At 64.4% G+C, this 18,663-nt stretch carries 16 protein-coding genes and 2 pseudogenes; 11 read left to right on the forward strand and 7 right to left on the reverse strand.

The genetic code is table 11. The annotated features are described in order from the left end of the window. Nucleotides 1–43 precede the first annotated feature (43 nt). Together AC0L3B_RS26515 and AC0L3B_RS26520 are read left to right on the forward strand one after the other, a co-directional pair. A complete protein-coding gene (locus tag AC0L3B_RS26515) occupies nucleotides 44–199 on the forward strand; it encodes a hypothetical protein (protein WP_473381363.1) in 156 nt (51 codons plus the stop codon). A gap of 134 nt (nucleotides 200–333) precedes the next feature. Continuing rightward, nucleotides 334–1,263 carry an aspartyl/asparaginyl beta-hydroxylase domain-containing protein gene (locus AC0L3B_RS26520; protein ID WP_473381364.1) on the forward strand — a complete coding sequence of 310 codons (930 nt, stop codon included), beginning with the start codon at nucleotides 334–336 and terminating at the stop codon, nucleotides 1,261–1,263. A 6-nt stretch (nucleotides 1,264–1,269) separates the two neighbouring features. Here AC0L3B_RS26520 and AC0L3B_RS26525 read toward each other — a convergent pair whose 3' ends face one another. Next, complete coding sequence (locus AC0L3B_RS26525; protein WP_473381365.1) at nucleotides 1,270–1,812, reverse strand: periplasmic heavy metal sensor; 543 nt, start codon at nucleotides 1,810–1,812, stop codon at nucleotides 1,270–1,272. Nucleotides 1,813–1,943: 131 nt separating this feature from the next. Here AC0L3B_RS26525 and AC0L3B_RS26530 point away from each other — a divergent pair, with 131 nt between their 5' ends. Then, nucleotides 1,944–2,402 (forward strand): YybH family protein, encoded by a 459-nt coding sequence (locus AC0L3B_RS26530; RefSeq protein ID WP_473381376.1) that lies wholly within the window; start codon nucleotides 1,944–1,946, stop codon nucleotides 2,400–2,402. Nucleotides 2,403–2,542: 140 nt separating this feature from the next. Continuing rightward, nucleotides 2,543–3,883: an MFS transporter gene (locus AC0L3B_RS26535; protein WP_247378041.1), complete on the forward strand. Its 1,341-nt coding sequence runs from the start codon at nucleotides 2,543–2,545 to the stop codon at nucleotides 3,881–3,883. A gap of 64 nt (nucleotides 3,884–3,947) precedes the next feature. Here AC0L3B_RS26535 and AC0L3B_RS26540 read toward each other — a convergent pair whose 3' ends face one another. The 3 genes from AC0L3B_RS26540 to galE form a co-directional block, all read right to left on the reverse strand. Continuing rightward, the gene (locus AC0L3B_RS26540; RefSeq protein ID WP_368507603.1) at nucleotides 3,948–4,649 is read right to left on the reverse strand and encodes a fumarylacetoacetate hydrolase family protein; all 702 of its coding nucleotides are present in this window, start codon (nucleotides 4,647–4,649) and stop codon (nucleotides 3,948–3,950) included. Between the two features lie 35 nt (nucleotides 4,650–4,684). Beyond that, the gene (locus AC0L3B_RS26545; RefSeq protein WP_473381366.1) at nucleotides 4,685–6,487 is read right to left on the reverse strand and encodes an ABC transporter ATP-binding protein; all 1,803 of its coding nucleotides are present in this window, start codon (nucleotides 6,485–6,487) and stop codon (nucleotides 4,685–4,687) included. A 117-nt stretch (nucleotides 6,488–6,604) separates the two neighbouring features. Continuing rightward, nucleotides 6,605–7,618: a UDP-glucose 4-epimerase GalE gene (gene galE / locus AC0L3B_RS26550; RefSeq protein ID WP_368507605.1), complete on the reverse strand. Its 1,014-nt coding sequence runs from the start codon at nucleotides 7,616–7,618 to the stop codon at nucleotides 6,605–6,607. Between the two features lie 125 nt (nucleotides 7,619–7,743). Here galE and AC0L3B_RS26555 point away from each other — a divergent pair, with 125 nt between their 5' ends. Next, nucleotides 7,744–8,781, forward strand: coding sequence for a glycosyltransferase family 4 protein (locus AC0L3B_RS26555; RefSeq protein WP_473381367.1), 1,038 nt, complete (start codon nucleotides 7,744–7,746; stop codon nucleotides 8,779–8,781). Nucleotides 8,782–8,959: 178 nt separating this feature from the next. On the opposite strand, the gene waaF is transcribed toward AC0L3B_RS26555, so the two are convergent. After that, complete coding sequence (gene waaF / locus AC0L3B_RS26560; protein WP_473381368.1) at nucleotides 8,960–10,030, reverse strand: lipopolysaccharide heptosyltransferase II; 1,071 nt, start codon at nucleotides 10,028–10,030, stop codon at nucleotides 8,960–8,962. Between the two features lie 172 nt (nucleotides 10,031–10,202). Between waaF and rfaD the strand changes: the two genes are divergently transcribed. The 4 genes and pseudogenes from rfaD to AC0L3B_RS26580 all read left to right on the forward strand — a co-directional run bounded on the left by rfaD (nucleotide 10,203) and on the right by AC0L3B_RS26580 (nucleotide 15,860). After that, a complete protein-coding gene (rfaD, locus tag AC0L3B_RS26565) occupies nucleotides 10,203–11,183 on the forward strand; it encodes an ADP-glyceromanno-heptose 6-epimerase (RefSeq protein WP_247386258.1) in 981 nt (326 codons plus the stop codon). Between the two features lie 11 nt (nucleotides 11,184–11,194). After that, nucleotides 11,195–12,679 carry a D-glycero-beta-D-manno-heptose-7-phosphate kinase gene (gene rfaE1, locus AC0L3B_RS26570; protein ID WP_473381369.1) on the forward strand — a complete coding sequence of 495 codons (1,485 nt, stop codon included), beginning with the start codon at nucleotides 11,195–11,197 and terminating at the stop codon, nucleotides 12,677–12,679. Beyond that, nucleotides 12,676–13,835, forward strand: a pseudogene (locus AC0L3B_RS26575) (O-antigen ligase family protein). Before rfaE1 ends, AC0L3B_RS26575 begins: the two are co-directional and overlap by 4 nt. Nucleotides 13,836–13,946: 111 nt before the next feature. Continuing rightward, complete coding sequence (locus tag AC0L3B_RS26580) at nucleotides 13,947–15,860, forward strand: SDR family NAD(P)-dependent oxidoreductase (RefSeq protein WP_473381370.1); 1,914 nt, start codon at nucleotides 13,947–13,949, stop codon at nucleotides 15,858–15,860. A 238-nt stretch (nucleotides 15,861–16,098) separates the two neighbouring features. Here AC0L3B_RS26580 and AC0L3B_RS26585 read toward each other — a convergent pair whose 3' ends face one another. Next, nucleotides 16,099–17,118, reverse strand: coding sequence for an MraY family glycosyltransferase (locus tag AC0L3B_RS26585; RefSeq protein ID WP_473381371.1), 1,020 nt, complete (start codon nucleotides 17,116–17,118; stop codon nucleotides 16,099–16,101). Beyond that, nucleotides 17,115–18,074: a lysylphosphatidylglycerol synthase transmembrane domain-containing protein gene (locus AC0L3B_RS26590; protein WP_204511778.1), complete on the reverse strand. Its 960-nt coding sequence runs from the start codon at nucleotides 18,072–18,074 to the stop codon at nucleotides 17,115–17,117. Before AC0L3B_RS26590 ends, AC0L3B_RS26585 begins: the two co-directional genes overlap by 4 nt. Nucleotides 18,075–18,297: 223 nt before the next feature. On the opposite strand from AC0L3B_RS26590, the pseudogene AC0L3B_RS26595 reads away from it, so the two are divergent. Both AC0L3B_RS26595 and AC0L3B_RS26600 read left to right on the forward strand, forming a co-directional pair. Continuing rightward, nucleotides 18,298–18,567: pseudogene (locus AC0L3B_RS26595) on the forward strand (UDP-glucuronate 5-epimerase); the annotation flags it as partial. Between the two features lie 7 nt (nucleotides 18,568–18,574). Further along, nucleotides 18,575–18,663: sugar phosphate nucleotidyltransferase (locus tag AC0L3B_RS26600; RefSeq protein ID WP_473334121.1), on the forward strand; the 89-nt coding region annotated here is incomplete at its 3' end.

Here is an 18,663-nt window from a genome sequence, read left to right on the forward strand (position 1 = left end):
GCCTGTCTCGGCCGGGGTTACTTGCAAGGCCGAGGTGAGCCCAATGGAAGCCCAGAGAATGGCGGTCGACGCCGTCGTGGCGTTGACCAATTGCGACCGCGACGCCGTCATCGCGTTCATCCGCCGCCTGTATCTTGCCGGCGTCACCGACCCCAAGCGCCTGACCTTCAAGGGCCTCCAGGCCCTGTCACGGGCCTGATTCGGCTCGGTTCGGCCTCAAGTTCCCAACCCTGATCTCTGGAGCGTGATTGCAACCCACCGGCGAATATCTTGCCGCTTGGGCCGCGTCGGGATAGATCACGTCCCCGGTTGAATCACCGGGGAATGGGGGAGATGTTAAAACAGCTTTTTGCGCCGCAACTCGTCATTTTCTATGTGCTGGCTGCATCGACGATCTACGTTCATTTCCGCGGCAAGCAGCGGCTGCGCTTAGCGCGCCAGCTCGGGGACCACTCCACCTATCTCGCGCCCTACAATGTGTTGATGTACGCGGGCTCGGCGGTGCCGAACAAGCCGGTGATCCCGGTGGAGCAGTTTCCGGAGCTGAAAGCCCTCAGCGAAAATTGGGAGACCATTCGCGACGAGGCCGTTCGCCTGTTCGACGAAGGCTTCATTCGCGCAGCGGCGAAGAACAACGATTGGGGCTTCTATTCGTTCTTCAAGAGCGGCTGGAAACGCTTTTACCTGAAATGGTACGATGACTTCCTGCCTTCGGCGCGCACGCTGTGCCCGAAGACGGTGGAGCTGCTCAACTCCATTCCGAGCGTGCATGGTGCGATGTTTGCGATGCTGCCGCCGGGCGGCAAGCTCGGCGCCCACCGCGATCCCTTCGCCGGTTCGCTGCGCTACCACCTCGGTCTTGTCACGCCGAACTCGAACAAGTGCCGCATCCTGGTCGACGGCGTCGAATGCGTCTGGCGCGACGGCGAGGCCTTTATGTTCGACGAGACCTTCATCCACAGTGCGGAGAATGCCACCGACGTCAACCGCATCATCCTGTTCTGCGACGTCGAGCGTCCGATGAAATACGGCTTCATGACCGCGATAAACCGTTGGGTCAGCCACCACATCGTCAAGGCCTCTGCAACCCAGAACGTCGACGGCGAGAGCGTCGGCCTGCTCAACAAGGTGTTCGGCAAGCTCTATGAGATCCATCTTGCGAGCCGCAAGGTCAAGGAATGGAATCGCAACGTCTACTACACGCTCAAATATTCGCTGACGGCGCTGATCCTCGGTATCATCGTGCTGTCGGCATTGCGGTGATCGCCTTTAGCGACGGTGCTTGTGTTCTTCGGAGCCATCAGGGCGTTGGTAACCGCGCAGCTCCGCGTATCGCTGCATTTGGCTCTGATCGAGCAGGGCGGTTGTCGATAGATGGTATTTGAGGTGGCTTTCGCGGAGCAGTGCCTGGGTTTCCGAAATGGCCACGAGGGCGGCCTTGAGTGACTCCGACGTCACGACGCGGGCGGAGAAGAGGCGGTCCAACTCCGTTTCCTGCTCGACCAGCTTGTTACCTAGCGGGACCGCCTCTTGCTTCATGGCATCGAAGAGGCGTTGAACCCGGATGCGCTGATCCGCGGTCAAGTCAAGCCGATCACCGAACTCGAGAACATGGCTCGGACCGGGATATCCATTGAGCTCGGCGGCAAGTGCCAGGCCCATGCCACGTCCGACTCGAAGACCGTCGATCTGCTGCTGCGACAGCGCCTTGATGGGGCGATGCTCAAGACCGGCATAGGGCTGAACGGACTGCGCGCTGGCAACGTTGCACGAGACGATAAGCGTGGCTGCAAGCAGGAGAAGGCGTCTCATGAGTCTGGCTCCATGAAATCGGCCCGGCTGGTCGATCGATCTCCACCGGTGCTCTCCACATATCTTGCTGGACGGTTCGCCTCATGGCAACAAAGATTGCCGCGATTGAGTTGCCGAACATGGAGCAGACGATGGCCTCCTTGCCGACCGCGAATACCGATATCACGCAGTTCTTTCAGCACTGGCTGGAGACCTTCGCGGGCTATGTCCGCGAGGTCGACTATGCTTCGGCGCGGCCGCTTTTCCATCCGGAAGTGCTGGCCTTCGGCACGCACAATGACGTCATTCCCGGCCTCGACCTATGGGTCACCACGCAATGGGACAACGTGTGGCCGAAGACGTCCGACTTCCGTTTCGTCATCAACCAGGCCTCGGTCCTGGCATCGTCCGATGACACGATAGCGACCGTGATCGTGCCGTGGACGAGCACGGGCTATCATCCCGACGGCAGCGCGTTTCCACGTCCCGGCCGGGCCACGATGGTGTTTTCAAGACATGGCGATGGTTGGCTGTGCGTGCATTCGCACATGTCGCTCAATCGGGGTGTGCCGCAGACAAGCCACGCCAATCGGCCGGTGAAGGCTTGGTAATGCCGCCGGGCTTGTGGGCCGACTAAAGTTTTACCCTCTCATCCCAGCTCGGTTGGAACCCTTGGAACCCAATGTCGTTTTTTCAGCAACAATAACAGGTGAAACCACGCAAGCGGGGGCCAATCTGAGGATGCGCTCCCATGGCAACCCTTGATCTCGACGCCACCCGACTTACCGCCCCCGAGCATCAGCGCCAGCTTCGCCGCGCCGTGATCGCCTCCACAATCGGGACCGCGATCGAGTGGTATGACTTCTTTCTTTACAGCACCGTCACGGGTCTGGTTTTCGCAAAGCTCTTCTTCCCTCACTCGGATCCCTGGGTCGGCACGCTGGAGGCGTTTGCGATCTACGCGGTCGGATTCGCCGCGCGGCCCGTCGGCGCGGCAATCTTTGGCCATTATGGCGACCGGATCGGACGTAAATCCACGCTGATCGCGACCTTGCTCTTGATGGGACTGGCGACCGCTGCGGTGGCCGTGGTGCCGACCTATGCCAGCATCGGTATCTGGGGCGCCGTGATCCTGACCGTGCTGCGGTTCATTCAGGGCGTCGGAGTCGGTGGTGAGTGGGGCGGCTCGGTACTGATGTCGATGGAATGGGCGCGCAACGACCGATCCCGTGGATTGATCGCATCATGGCCGCAGTTCGGTGTGCCCTGCGGGCTTTTCCTCGCCAATCTTGCCGTGCTGGTGTTCAGCCAGATGGCGGGTGATCAGTTCCTGGCATGGGGCTGGCGTATTCCCTTCGCGCTCAGCATCATCCTGGTCGGCGTGGGCCTCTATATCAGGCTCGGCATTCTCGAAACCCCGGTGTTCTCCAAGCTCGTGGCCGAACGCCAGGTCGATCGCACGCCGATGCTCACGGTGATCCGGGAATACCCGAAGGAGATCCTACTGTCTGCCTTTGCGCGCATGTCGGAGCAGGCGCCGTTCTACATCTTCACGGCCTTCGTGTTCTCCTATGGCATCGGCACCCTGCACGTATCGCGCGACTTCCTGCTGACCGCGGTGCTCTCGGCCTCGGTGCTGTCGTTCGTGTCGATCCCGCTGTGCGGACATATCTCCGATCAGATCGGCCGCAAGAACATGTATATGCTCGGCGCTGCCGTGACGGGCATCTTCGGCTTCGTCTATTTCGCCATGCTCAATACGGGGTCGCTGACCATCATCTTCCTCGCGATCATCCTGTCGCTGATTCCGCACGACATGCAGTATGGACCGCAAGCCGCCTTGATCGCCGAGAGCTTCACCGGACGCCTGCGCTACAGCGGCTCCTCGCTAGGCTATCAGCTCGCATCCGTGATCGCCGGCGGCCCCGCACCGCTGATCGCTACCTGGCTGTACGGCACGTTCCACTCGGCGACCGCGATCGCGATCTACATCGCGATTTGCGCGGTCGTGACGCTGGTGGCGACCGCGATGATGACCGATTACACGGGAAAGGACATCAACGCCGCGGGGGCGTACGAGCGACGAACTTGAATGCGCAAAAAAGCCCGGGACGCGATGCCCGGGGCTTTGCTGTCCCGTGATCTCGAGCTCAGCCTTATTCCGGCTGACCGATGCTCACCTTCAGCGTGCCGACGCCGTCGACGCCACATTCGAGCTTGTCGCCGGGCTGAAGCTGCGACACGCCGGCCGGCGTGCCCGTCATGATGATGTCGCCGGCGGCGAGCTTCACCTGCTGCGAGAGCTGCCAGATGATCTCGGGCACGTTCCAGATCAGCTCTGTGAGGTCGCCCTTCTGCGCTTCCTTGCCGTTGACCGTGAGCCAGATCTTGCCCTTGGCGGGGTGGCCGATCTTCGATGCCGGCTGCACTGCGGAGCAGGGCGCCGAATAGTCGAACGACTTGCCGACCTCCCACGGACGCTCCTTCTTGCGCGAGGCGATCTGCAGGTCGCGGCGGGTCAGGTCGATGCCGACGGCATAGCCGTAGACATGGTCGAGCGCCTTGTCGGCGGGAATGTTGAGGCCGCCGCTCTTCATCGCGACGATCAGCTCGACCTCGTGATGGAGATCCTTGGTCAGCGGCGGATAGGGAATGGTGGCGCCGTCGGGCACCAGCATGTCGGCGTGCTTGGCGAAGAAGAACGGCGGGGCGCGCTCGTCATTGCCCATCTCGCGGATGTGCTCGAGATAGTTGCGGCCGACGCACCAGATGCGGCGCACGGGATAACGGCCGCTTTCCCCGACGACGGGAAGCGAAGCCTGGGTCGGAAGCGGGATGACGTAGGGGGCGGCGTTCATGGTGCGATCTCGCTGCTCTTGAGGTGAAGGGAACTCTATGCGGTTGCGCTGATCGGCGCCAGAGCACCGGCGTCGTGATGTTGCAGGCGGAAGAACGAGGCGTAGCGGCCGCCGCGGCGGAGCAACTCGTCATGCCGGCCCTGCTCGACGATCTCGCCGGCCTCGACCACCAGGATCGCATCGGCGTGCATGATGGTGTGCAGGCGGTGCGCGATCACGATGGTGGTGCGGTTCTGGCAGAGATGCTCGATCGCCTCTTGCACCTGCCGCTCGGACTCGGAATCGAGCGCGGCGGTGGCTTCGTCGAGCAGGATGATCGGCGCGTTCTTGATCAGCGCGCGCGCAACCGCGATGCGCTGGCGCTGGCCGCCGGACAGCTGCGTGCCGTGCTCGCCGACGGGCGTGTCGTAGCCGAGCGGGAAGCCCATGATGAAATCATGCGCGCAGGCCGCCTTGGCGGCGTCGATGATCTGGTCTTCGGTCGCGCCCGCGCGGCCGAACGCGATGTTGCTGCGGATGGTGTCGCGGAACAGATAGACGTCCTGACCGACATAGGCGGTCTGGGCCCGCAGCGATTTTCGCGAGACCGCGCCGATCGACTGGCCGTCGATCACGATGTCGCCTTGCGTCACCTCGTAGAAGCGCAGCAGCAACCCCAGCACGGTCGATTTGCCGCCGCCGGAGGGGCCGACCAGCGCAGTGACCTTGCCGGGCTCGGCAACAAAGCTCATGCGATTGAGGACGGTCTCACCGTTGCGATAGGAAAAGCTGACGTCGCGCAGCTCGATGCGCGCAGTCGACAGTTTCAGCGCCGGCTTGTCGTCGTCGGAATGCTCGCTCGCGGGGCTGTCGACGACTTCCAGCAGCATGCGGGCGCCAACGAGCTGGCTGTTGAGGTCGATGTTGAGCCGCGCCAGCCGCTTGGCCGGCTCGGTCGCCATCAGGAACGCGGTCATGAAGGAAAAGAACGCGCCGGGCGTGGCGTTGAGGGCGACTACGCTATAGCCGCCGTAAAGCAAACAGCCGGCGACCGCGAAGCCGCCGAGCATCTCCATCAGCGGATTGGAGCGGTTGGCGACGCGAGCCATCTTGTTGGCGTTGCGCTCGACGATCGCGATGTTCTCGTCGATGCGGGTCTGCATGGTGTCTTCGAGCGTGAATGCTTTCACCGTGCGGATGCCCTGCAGCGATTCCTGCATCGTCTCCAGGATGTCGGCGGTGCCGGTGAACTGGTTGTAGGCGAGCCCCTTGATGCGCTTGACCAGCTTGCGCAGCACCAGCATCGCCGGTGGCACGGCGACGAGGCCGATGAACGACATCACCGGATCCTGCCACACCATCACGCCGATCATGGCGAGCAGCATCATGAGGTCGCGCCCGACGGCGTTGACCAGCATGCTGAGGACATCGGTGATGGACTTCGCGCCGGCCGTCAGCCGCGCCAGGAATTCCGACGAATGCCGCTCGGAGAAGAATCCGACGCTCTCGCGCATCAACTTGGCGAACAGCTGGCGCTGGTTGGTGGCGAGGATGGCGTTGGAGATCTTGGTCAGGATCACCATGTGGCCGTAGGTCGCCACGCCCTTGATGAAGAGCAGGATCACGGTGATGCCCGAGAACATCGCGATGCCCGGGATGTTCTTGTCGACATAGGCCTGGTTGATGACCTGGCCGAGCACGTAGGTCGCGCCCGCGGTCGATCCGGCGGCAAGCGCCATCAGCGCGAAGGCGACGAGGTAGCGCCGCCAGTAGATGATGCCCTGTTCCGTGACCAGGCGGCGAATCAGCACCGCTGCCGCATAGGGATCGTCGGTGATTTTCTTTGGAAACTGAGCCATCCGCAGTCCATTGACGGCACAGGAATAAGCCTGCCCGCGCGTCAGGGATCGAGCGGCCTCTGTGCCCGCTAAGCCAGCGCTTTTCAAGCCCAATTAGGGCTTGCGCTGGAATGGAATCTAGGCCGAGGCGGCGTGGCGGAGCTCGCCGTGGCGCTCGCGGAACAGCTTGTCCTCCCACGCCAGCGCATGCGCGGCGATGGTCTCGAGGTCGTCGTATTGCGGCTTCCAGTCGAGCAGGCCCCGGATCCGGCTGGTGTCGGCGACCATGGTCATGATGTCGCCGGGCCGGCGCGGGGCGTATTGTACGGCGAAGCTGCGGCCCGACACACGGCGCACCGCGTCGATGGTCTCCAGCACCGAGTAGCCGCGGCCATAGCCGCAATTGAGCGTCGTCGAGGCGCCGCCGTTGCGCAAATAAGCGAGCGCCGAGCGATGCGCCTGCGACAGGTCCGTGACATGGATGAAGTCGCGGATGCAGCTGCCATCCTGGGTCGGATAGTCGGTGCCGAACACGTCGATCTTGGCGCGCTGGCCGGTCGCGGCTTCCACCGCGATCTTGAGCAGGTGCGTGGCGCCGACGGTGGCCAATCCAATGCGCGCCTGCGGATCGGCGCCGGCGACGTTGAAATAGCGCAGGGTGACGTACTGCATGCCGTAGGCGGCGGCGACGTCGTGCAGCATGATCTCGGTCATCAGCTTCGACGAACCGTAGGGCGACAGCGGCCGTGTCGGCGCATGCTCGGGCACCGGCACCTGGTCCGGATCGCCGTAGACCGCCGCGGTCGAGGAGAAGATGAAGCGGTCGATGCCGCGCTTGACCGCGACGTTGAGCAGGTTGCGCGCGGTCGTGAAATTGTTTCGGTAATAGCCGAGCGGATCGCGCATCGAATCCGGCACGACCACCGAGCCCGCGAAATGGATGATGCTCTCGATGTTGTGCTGGGCGATCACGCCTTCGAGCAGGTTCTCGTCGCCGGCATCGCCAATGAACAGCGGCACGCCTTCGGGCAGATAGGACGAGAAACCGGTGGAGAGATCGTCGATCACGACGACGTCCTCGCCGGCTTCCGCCAGCGCCAGAACCGTGTGGCTTCCGATATAGCCGGCACCGCCGGTGACAAGCACAGTCATGATCTCACCCGTCCTCGATCAACGCTCCAAGCTAACGTTTACGTGGTGAAGAGTGGGTGTCGGCGCGGCTGAACTGGTCACTATGCTTAATGTTGCGTATAGGGACTTTCGAAACGGAGCGTAGCGTGGCGAATTCCCCAGGCGATCTCGAAGTGATCGTGCCAAATCTGCACAGGCGCTATTCCGGGGTCACCGCGACCAACCGGATGGTGGCGCCGCGGCTGGCAAAGCTGTTTCGCGCCGCGTGGTTCGGCTCCGACGCGCCGGAGGGGATCGCACGCCTGGGCGGTACCGATCTCCTGAGATTGTGGCGCCGCAAGGCACCGCTGATCTGGCACGCGCGCCGCAACAACGAGATGATCGCGGGTGTGCTGTTGCGCGCGCTCGGTTGGCCGCTCAAGCTCGTCTTCACCTCGGCGGCACAGCGCCATCATAGCTGGATCACGCGCTGGCTGATCCGGCGCATGGACGCGATCATCGCGACATCAGATCTTTCGGCCTCGTTCCTGAAGGTGAAGGCGACGGTGATTCCGCATGGCGTCGACACCGCAATCTATGCGCCGCCGCTCGACCGCACTGCTGCCTTCGCGGAAACCGCGTTGCCGGGCCGCTATGCGATCGGCTGCTTCGGCCGGGTACGCGCGCAGAAGGGCACCGATGTGTTCGTCGATGCGATGTGCCGCTTGCTGCCGCGCTATCCGGATTTCACCGCAATCATCGTCGGCCAGGTCACACCGGAGCAAACCGTTTTTGCAAACGACCTGAAGAAGCGGATCGAGGCCGCCGGCCTGCAATCGCGCATCGTCATCACGGGCGAGCTGCCGATCGCAGACGTGCAGCGCTGGTATCAGCGGCTGACCATCTACGCCTTCACCTCGCGCAACGAAGGTTTTGGCCTGACGTTGATCGAGGCGATGGCGGCCGGCAGCGCGCTGGTCGCCGCGCGCGCCGGCGCGGCCGAACTCGTGGTCGAGGATGGCGTGACCGGCGTGCTGATCCCGACCGGTGATGCGGACGCGCTGGCTGCAGCGGTCGAACCGCTGATGCGTGACGTGGCCGCCGCGATTGCTATGGGCGAGCGCGGGCGGGCACGGGTGCTCGCGCAATTCAGCCTCGATGCGGAGGCGTCACGGATCGGGGACGTCTATCGGCCGCTGCTTTGAGCATCGCCTTCAGGGCAGCAAACAAAAAATCGCGAAAACAACCCCATGCACAGTAGCCGAGGCCAACGAAATCAATGGCCTTGGCCGGCATCCCGAAGCTGCGGATTTTACGAAGTCGATTTGACTCGTCGGGCAAAACACCGGTATGATGTCATCGTCGGCATAGCCTCGACGGCCTTCAGGTCGAAGCCCTTGTCCCCACCTCACCCAGCACCCGCTGCGCAATCTCCACCACCTCGCTCGCCGCGATATCTCGCATGCAGCGGTGGTCGTTCATCTTGCAGATCGTGCTCTGGCAGGGTTGGCAGGAGAGCACGCTCTTGTCCTGCACCACGGTCGCGGCGAGGCCGTTGAGGGGGGCCCAGAGATAGGGGCTGGTCGGCCCGAAGATGCCCGTGGTCGGCGTGCCCAGGGCGGCTGCGATGTGCATCAGGCCGGAATCGTTGGAGATCGCGACGCCGGCTGCAGCCATGGCCAGCACGCCGTTGCGCAGATCATTGCCGGTGAGGTCCCGGACCCCCGGGCCGCCGGCCGCGACGATCTCCTGGGCCAGTCCCTTTTCCCCGGGGCCGCCGACAACCCAGACCTCAAGGCCGCGCTCGGCCAGCAAGCGGGCGGCCTCGGGATAGTAGGTCCAACGTTTTGAGACGCCGACCGAGCCGGGGGCCAGCGCCACCGCGGCGCCGGCGCTGAGGCCATTGGCCTGCCGCCAGCGGACGATGTCCTCGGCTTGAACCCGCAACTGCGGCACCGGCCATTCCGGAGGCAGCGGGGCGCCATCGGACTGGGCGAGGGCGGCGTTCTTGTCGATGAAGCGGGGCAGCTTCTTTTCGCCCCAACGCCAGCGATTGAGCAGGCCGAACCGGAACTCGCCGACGAAGCCGACCCTTTCCGGAATGCCGGCCAAAGCGGGCGCAATGGCGGCCTTCCAGGTCCGGGGCAGCACCAGGGCGGTGCCGTAGTTCCGCTCGCGCAGGAGCTTCGCCAAGCCGAGCTGGCGGCCCACGGCGAGTCGCCCGCGCGGCAGGTCCCAGACGATCGCTTCGCGCACGCCCGGCATGTAATCGACCAGGGGCGCGCATAGGGAGGTCGTGAGCAGATCGACCGGCCGGTTCGGCCAGCGCTCATTCAGGACCCGCACGACGGTGTGATTCCGGACGAAATCGCCGATCCACATGTAGGGGACGATCAGGATCGGGCGCGTGTCGCCCCGATCTGCCTCCCCATTAAATTGCGAATCTTGGTTCATTCGTTAAAGGGCCGGGGTGCGCTGATGTGGCGGTTCGGTTAGCCGCTCCGGGCCGGCAGGTAAAGCCGGCTGAGTGGCAATCCCAAAACCGCTTACACTTTGGCGGATCATGCGCTAGGGCAGAACCGGGCCGCAAAACTTCGGGCAGGCGGAATCTGGCAGGGAAGTTGGAATGTTGCTGGTGACCGGCGGGGCCGGTTTTATCGGATCGAATGTCGTCGCCGCGCTGAACGAGGCCGGCCGCAGCGACGTGGTCGTCTGCGATTTCCTTGGCAACGAGGGCAAATGGCGCAACCTCGCCAAGCGGCAGCTTTTGGATATCGTGCCGCCAGCTGAGCTGCCGGACTGGCTGCAGGGCCGCAAGCTCGATGCCGTGATCCATCTCGGGGCGATTTCCGCGACCACCGCGACCGACGGCGACCTGGTGTTCGAGACCAATTTCCGCCTGTCGATGCGCCTCCTGGACTGGTGCACGGCGAATGCGGTGCCGTTGATCTACGCCTCCTCGGCGGCGACCTATGGCGACGGCGAAGCAGGATTTGACGACGACAGCTCTGTGTCTGCACTGAAAAAACTGCGGCCGATGAACCTCTACGGCTGGAGCAAGCACCTGTTCGATCTCGCCGTCGCCAAGCGCGCCGCGAACGGCGAGAAGCTGCCGCCGCAATGGGCCGGACTGAAATTCTTCAACGTGTTCGGCCCCAACGAATACCACAAGGGCTCGATGATGAGCGTTCTGGCGCGCCGCTTCGACGACGTCAAAGCGGGCCGCGTCGTGCAATTGTTCAAGTCGCATCGCGAGGGCATCGCCGACGGCGATCAGCGCCGCGATTTCATCTATGTCGACGACGTCGTGCGCGTGATCATGTGGCTGCTGGCAACGCCCTCGGTGTCCGGGCTGTTCAATGTCGGCACCGGCAAGGCACGCAGCTTCAGGGACCTGATGTTGGCGGCTTATGCTGCGCTCGGCGCCGGCCCCAACATCGAATACATCGACATGCCCGAGCAGATCCGCGGCAGCTACCAGTACTTCACCCAGAGTGAGGTCGATCGCCTCCACCGCGCCGGCTACAATGGCGGTTTCACGACGCTCGAGGACGCGGTGAAGGCCTATGTCGGGGATTATCTCGACCGGCCCGACCGCTTCCGCTGAGGTCCATCACCATGCCGACGCCCATTCTCGATTTCGATGCCCTCGCGCAAGCCATCTCAGGCTGCACGGTGCTGTGCATCGGCGACATCATGCTGGACGAGTTCGTCTATGGCGAGGTGTCGCGGATATCGCCGGAGGCGCCGGCGCCTGTCATCGCGGCCCAGCGCAGCGAGATCCATATCGGCGGCGCCGGCAATGTCGCGCGCAACGTCGCCGCGCTCGGCGCGCGCTGCATCTTCGTCGGCCTCGTCGGCGAGGACGAGGCGGGCAGGCAGCTCGCCTCGACGCTTGCGGAGCAGGGCGCCATCGAAAGCGTGCTGGTGTGCGATCCCTCGCGTCCGACCACGCGAAAAGTGCGTTTCGTCTCCGAGCATTTTTCCACGCATATGCTGCGTGCGGATTGGGAGCAGGCACAGCCTGCTTCCGATACGATCGAGACCAAGCTGATCGAAGCAATCCTGCCGCAGATCGCGCGCGCCGACATCGTGCTGCTGTCCGACTACGCCAAGGGCGTGCTGACCGCCCGCGTCATCCGCCACACCATCGACGCCGCGCGAAAACTCGCTAAGCCCGTGATCGTCGATCCCAAAAGCGTAAACTGGGCGATCTATCGCGGCGCGACGCTGCTCACGCCCAATCGCAAGGAATTTTCGGAAGCGACCCGAAGCCGCGCCGACACGCCGCAGAGCATCGTCGATGCCAGCGAGGACGTAATGCGGCTCGCCGATTGCGAAGCGATCCTGGTCACCCAAGGCGAGCACGGCATGACGCTGGTGCCGCGCAACGGCGACGCCGTTCACGTTCCGGCGTTTCCGGTCAAGGTGCGCGACGTCTCCGGCGCCGGCGACACCGTTGCCGCGGCGCTCGCGGTCTCGCTCGCCACGGGCGCGGACTGGGACACGGCGCTTCGCATGGCCAGTGCCGCGGCCGCCGTCGCCGTCGGCAAGCAGGGCACCGCCAGCGTGAGTGCGGCCGAGCTGAAACGAAAAATATTGCCGCATGCCTATCTCGCGGCCGAGGAGAAGATCGTGCTCGAGCCCGGCGCGCTCGACGCGCAGCTCGCGGAATGGAAGAAGCAAGGCCAGCGCGTCGGCTTCACCAATGGCTGCTTCGACATCCTGCATCCCGGCCACGTCAAGGTGCTGACAGCGGCGCGCTCCGCCTGCGACCGCCTGATCGTGGGGCTGAACAGCGACGCCTCGGTACGGCGGCTGAAGGGCGCCGACCGCCCCGTTCAGGACGAGCGAGCGCGTGCGGAAGTGCTGGCGGCGCTCGAAGCCGTCGATCTCGTCGTTATTTTCGATGAGGATACGCCGATCGACCTGATCACCCGCATCAAGCCGAGCGCGCTGATCAAAGGGGGTGATTACACCCGCGAGCAGGTGGTCGGCCATGAGGTCGTCGAGGCCGCGGGCGGGACCGTGGTGCTGGTCGACATTCTCCAAGGCTTCAGCACGACGGCGCTGGTTCATCGCGCGCGGGGAGAGGGCAAGTGACGACGCTCGCCGGGGCGACGACCGGCCAGGTGCTGTGGCGGCGTCTGCGCAGTCCGGCGGCCTGGTCCGAGACGGTCGATCTGTTTGCGATCCTGACTGCGGCCTCGCTACCATGGTCGACGTCGCTTGCGGCGATATTCAATGTCCTGATGCTGCTCTGCATGGTGCCGTTCCTCGACGTCCGTGAGTTCCTGCAATCGCTCAAGCGTCCGATCTGTGTGGCGCCGATTGCGCTGGTCCTGGTCGCGCTGGTCGGGACGCTGTGGTCGGACGCGGCCTGGGGGCGCGCTTCTACGCAGTCAATCCGACCGTCAAGCTGCTGGTGCTGCCGATCCTGTTCTATCATTTTGCGCGCTCGCCGCGCGGACATTGGGTGTTTGTCGCCTTCCTGGTGTCCTGCGCGCTGTTGTCGGTGATGTCCTGGCTCGTCGCCTTCTACCCCGACCTCGCGCTCAAATCCGCCGGGCTGCTCACGGCGCTTGCGCTCGCCTTCTTCTTCAACATGGTGTTCGTGGTGGTATCGCGCACCGCGCTCATCACCATTCCGATCCTTCGGTGTGTTTGCGTTGCTTCATCTGAGATGGCGCAGCATCGCGATCATCTCCGCCGCCCTGCTCGTGGGCGCGGTTCTCGCCTGGCAGGCCTCGCCGCAATTGCGCAAGACCGCCGACAGCTTTGCCAGCGACTACACGCGCTATGTCGAAAAAGGCGAGTCGACCTCGGCCGGCTTGCGGCTCGAATTCTGGCGGAAATCCCTCGGCTTCTTCTCGGAGGCGCCGATCAAGGGGCACGGCACCGGCTCGACGCGTGGATTGTTCGAGCGGGCCGCGACGCCCGGCGATCAGAACCTGGCGTCCGCCGAGGTGATCGGCAACCCGCATAACAGACGCTGAACGTTGCCGTGCAACGGGGCATCATCGGCGTCGCCGTTCTCTACGCAATCTGGATCCTGCATCTGCTGTTGTTTCGTGGCGACGGGCTCGTAAACTGGGTCAGCCTCCTGGTCGTGATCCAGAACGTCTTCACCTCGCTGTTCAAATCCCACCTGTTCGACTTCCACGAGGGCTGGATGTACGTCATCGGCGTCGGCGTTGCCGGTGGCATGGTGATCCGGGCCCAGCAGCCCGAGGCGACGGCGGCAGTAGCCGGTTCCTGAACGGCCGCCCGGATGGCAAACCTTGACCGGCCAGCCTTGACTGGCATGTCTTAGCGAGATGGGTTATCAGCGCGGTCAGGTTGCACCTAACGGATTTTCATCGGTCAGCGGATGACGCGTCTTTCGCATCTCACCTTGCGCAATGTCATGATCGCGCTCCACGACCTGCTGGCAACCACGGCGGCGCTTTTTGCCGCCTTTTATCTGCGCTTCGAAGGCGGCGACGGCTTCTTCGACCGCCTGCCGCTGCTGATCCAGATCCTGCCCTATTTCCTCGCCTTCAGCGTGGTCGTGTTCTTCGTCTTCAACTTGACCACGACGAAATGGCGCTTCATCTCGCTGCCCGACGCGCTGAACATCATCCGCGTCGCGACCGTGCTGACGGTTGCGCTCCTGGCGCTCGACTACATCTTCGTCGCCCCCAACGTCCGCGGCGCCTTCTTCCTCGGCAAGGTGACCATCGTCCTCTACTGGTTCCTCGAGATCTCCTTTCTCAGCGCGTTGCGCATGGCCTACCGCTATTTCCGCTATACACGGGTTCGGCGTCACGCCCGCACCGGTGATGCCGCGCCGACGCTGCTGATCGGCCGCGCCGCGGATGCCGAGGTGCTGTTGCGCGGAATCGAGAGCGGGGCGATCAAGCGCATCTGGCCGGTCGGCGTGCTCTCGCCGTCGAGTTCCGATCGCGGCCAGTTCATCCGCAACGTCCCGGTTCTGGGCGGCGTCGACGACATCGAGGATGTCATCGCCGACTTCGCCAAGCGCGGTAAGGGGATCGCGCGCGTCGTGATGACGCCGACGGCATTCGAGCCGGAGGCCCATCCCGAATCGATCCTGGTGCGGGCGCGCAAGCTCGGCGTGATCGTGAGCCGAATGCCCTCGCTCGAGAGCGGCGATACGCCACGGCTCACGGCCGTCGCCGTCGAGGACCTGCTGCTGCGGCCGAGCGAAAAGATCGACTATGCGCGGCTCGAGGCCCTGATCGAGGGCAAGGCGGTGATCGTCACCGGCGGGGGCGGCTCGATCGGTTCCGAGATCTGCGAGCGTGTCGTCGCGTTCGGCGCCGCGCGCCTTTTGATCGTGGAAAATTCCGAGCCGGCGCTCTACGCGATCACGGAAACGCTCGCGGCGCTCGGCACTGCCGCTTCGATCGAAGGGCGGATCGCCGACATCCGCGACCGTGAGCGCATCATGCGCCTGATGGCCGAGTTCAAGCCGGACATCGTGTTCCATGCCGCCGCGCTCAAGCACGTGCCGATCCTCGAGCGCGATTGGAGCGAGGGCGTCAAGACCAACATCTTCGGCTCGATCAACGTTGCCGATGCCGCGCACGGCGCCGGTGCCGAAGCCATGGTGATGATCTCGACCGACAAGGCCATCGAGCCGGTGTCGATGCTCGGCCTGACCAAGCGCTTCGCCGAGATGTATTGCCAGGCGCTCGACCATGATCTTGCGGCCGGTCACGGCGGCGCCAGGCGGTCGATGCGGCTGATCTCGGTCCGGTTCGGTAACGTACTCGCGTCGAACGGCTCGGTGGTGCCGAAGTTCAAGGCCCAGATCGATGCCGGCGGTCCCGTGACGGTCACGCATCCGGACATGGTCCGCTATTTCATGACCATCCGCGAGGCCTGCGATCTCGTCATCACGGCGGCAACGCATGCGCTCGGAACGCAGCGCTCGGACGTGTCGGTCTACGTGCTCAACATGGGCCAGCCGGTGAAGATCGTCGATCTCGCCGAGCGCATGATCCGTCTCTCGGGCTTGCAACCCGGCTACGACATCGAAATCGTGTTCACGGGCATGCGGCCCGGCGAACGCCTGCACGAAATCCTGTTCGCCTCCGAGGAGCCGACCCGCGAGATCGGCGTCCCCGGCATCATGGCCGCGCAGCCGAACGAGCCGCCGATGCAGACGCTGCGCAAATGGATTGTGGCGCTGGAGCAGGCGATCGCGCGCGACGATCGGGCCACCATCAGGACCATCCTGAAGGACGCGATTCCGGAATTCGGGTCGACCGCGGCCTGATCAGGAGCAGGTCTCGACGCCCGAGTTCATCGCGCGGCTGGCCAAGGCTGCCGGCAAGAACTCGCGGCTGTTCGGCATGCCGCCGGACCTGCTCGGGACGATGCTGAGAGTGATGGGCCGCCAGGATACGCACGACAGCCTGGTCGGCTCGCTCGAGCTCAACCTCGTCAAACGCGATTGCGACCGGGTGGCAGCCGCAGGTGTCTCTCGAAAAGGGGCTGCGGCTGGCACTGCTGGCTCAGGACGCCTGAGGACGGGAGAATCGCCGCAGCACGATGCCGATCGCGATTGCGCCCGCCAGCAGCGCGATCAACGTGATCGTCATCGAGCCGGCGCGAGCGGTGACGATGGCAAGCCCCGCGAGCACGAGATTGAGCGCGAACACCTCCCCGATCACGCGGGAGACCGTGAAGCCGTGATCGGTGGCGCGCTGGTAGAAATGCGAGCGATGCGCCGACCAGAACTGCTCGCGCCTGGCGATGCGCCGGAACAGCGTGATGGTCGAATCCACGAGGTAATAGGCCGGCAGCAACAGCGCCGCGGCGGGCTGCCCGCGCCAGGCGAGCTCGAGCAGGCACCAGCCGAGCAAAAGGCCGATCGGCAGGCTGCCAACATCGCCCAGGAAGACTTTTGCGACCGGCTTGTTGAACGGCGCAAAGCCGAGCATGGCGCCACACAGCGCCGCGGCGATCAGCGCGGCCGGCCACGACAGATCGCCGAGCAGTCCCAGCAGCAGCAGCGCCGCGGTGACCGGCACCACTTCCGCCACCGTCATCAGGTCGAGCCCGTCCATGAAGTTGACGAGGTTCACGAACCACACGCCCGCCAGCAGGATCAGTCCGCGCTCCAGGGCGAGCGGCAGCGCCGGCACGATGCGCGCGGTCTCGGGCGTGGTGAACACGACGGCACCGACGGCTGCGGCCTGCAGCACGAGCCGTACCAGCACCGGCAGCGACTTGATGTCGTCGGCAAATCCGACCACGGCGATCAAGACTGTCGCAGCGATCAGCGCCGGCGGAATCGCGACGTTCGCCCAGACTGCCCAGGCTGATGCGACCAGCAGCGTCGCTGATATCACGGCAATGCCCGCACCCTGCGGGGTCGGGATGCGATGAGAGGACCGCGCGTTGGGCCGCGCCAATGCGTAACGCTGGAGCAGGGGGCGGCTGGTCCAGGTGATGACGCCCGACACCAGCGCGGCAATCGCAACGGCAAGCAGCGAGGGGACGGCGCCGAGCGCATCGATGGCCGCGCTCACTCCGGCACTCCGAGCGGCGCCGATCCCTGCGCGGCTTTCTCGGCGCTGAGGATCCAGACCAGACCGCCGATCGCGCCGACGATGAAGTACACGGCGCCGAACAGCAGCGAGACGTTGACGCCCTCGTTTGCGGCCAGGCCCGCGAAGCCGAACGCGAGGCCCATGGTGGCTTCCCGCACGCCCCAGCCGGCGATCGAGATCGGCATCATCGTGATCAGCATCACCGGTGGCACCAGCATAAAGACGTCGCTGAATCCGACCGGCGCGGCGATCGACTGCACGACGCACCAGGCGACCACGACGGCCAGCACATGCACGGCGAGCGACAGGATCACGACGGCCGGTCCGCGCGAGCGGCTGAAGATCACGCGGTTGGCGATCACGGCACAGGCGTGGATGTGATGCGTGGCCCACCAGGTTTTCAGCCAGTGCCATTTCAGCGCGCCGAAGACCAGGAAGCCGAGGCCACCCGCGAGCGCCGCGAGGTCGACGAGCAGCAGCGCCGAGCGTCCGTGCGGATCGGCGATGAGGCCGTAACTCCAGGGCAGGCTCGCGACGATCATGATCGCGAGCGCGATCAAACCGATCGCGCGGTCGACGAAGATCGAGTAGGTCGCAGCGCGCCAGCCGGCGCCGGCGCGCGCGACGAGCCACAGCCGGACCGCATCGCCGCCGATCGCCGAGGGCAGGGTCTGGTTGAAGAACGATCCGATCACGTTGTAGCGCATGGCCCGGCCGAGCTCGAGCGGGGCGCCGCATGCGGCGCTGATCTCGCGCCAACGCAACACGCCGACGAAGATTTGCAGGAACGTGACGGCGATCGCCAAGCCGATCCAGAACAGGCTGGTCAGGGTGAAGCGCGAAAACAGTTCGGACAGATCGACCTTGCGCAGCGCCAGGTACAGCAGCGCTCCGGAAATCAGGATCTTGGCCGTCGACAGCAGGATTCGGCGCATTTCGCCCGCATGAACAAGGGTTTTGAAGCAACCCGACGCAAGGCGCCGAATTCGGCCGCTTTGGTATGGTTTTGGCGCCGATCTTGCAATAGCGGTGATCAGGAGCCCGCATGCAGGGCGGCGGGGCTATTGCGGCCCCGCCGATGCGGAGGCTAAAGAGGCGCCGCGGGCGAAAGATCGAGCGACGGATCGGGCGAAGCGGTCCTTGGGAACAGGATGAGGGATCACCGCAGATCGTCCGGCTGCCGCAAATGCGCCGTCTAAGGTCTACAATGTCGGCAACCACCACGCGGAAGAGCTGATGCACGTCGTCGGAGTTCTGGAGCCGGAGCTGGGTCGGACGGCGATCAAAGAATTGCTGCCGAGAGACCTTTTGGAAACGTTCGCGGATGTCGAGGATCTGATGCGCGATAGCGGCTTTGCACCGTCAACGCCGATCGCGCACGGAATTCGTAATTTTGTCACCTGGTATCGGAACGACCTCAAGGTTTGAAATGACGATGGACAAACGCATTATCCCCCTGATCATGTGCGGCGGTGCCGGAACGCGGCTGTGGCCGGCTTCGCGCGAGGTGCGCCCCAAGCAGTT

The sequence above is a fragment of the Bradyrhizobium sp. Kon56 genome, from assembly GCF_055807635.1.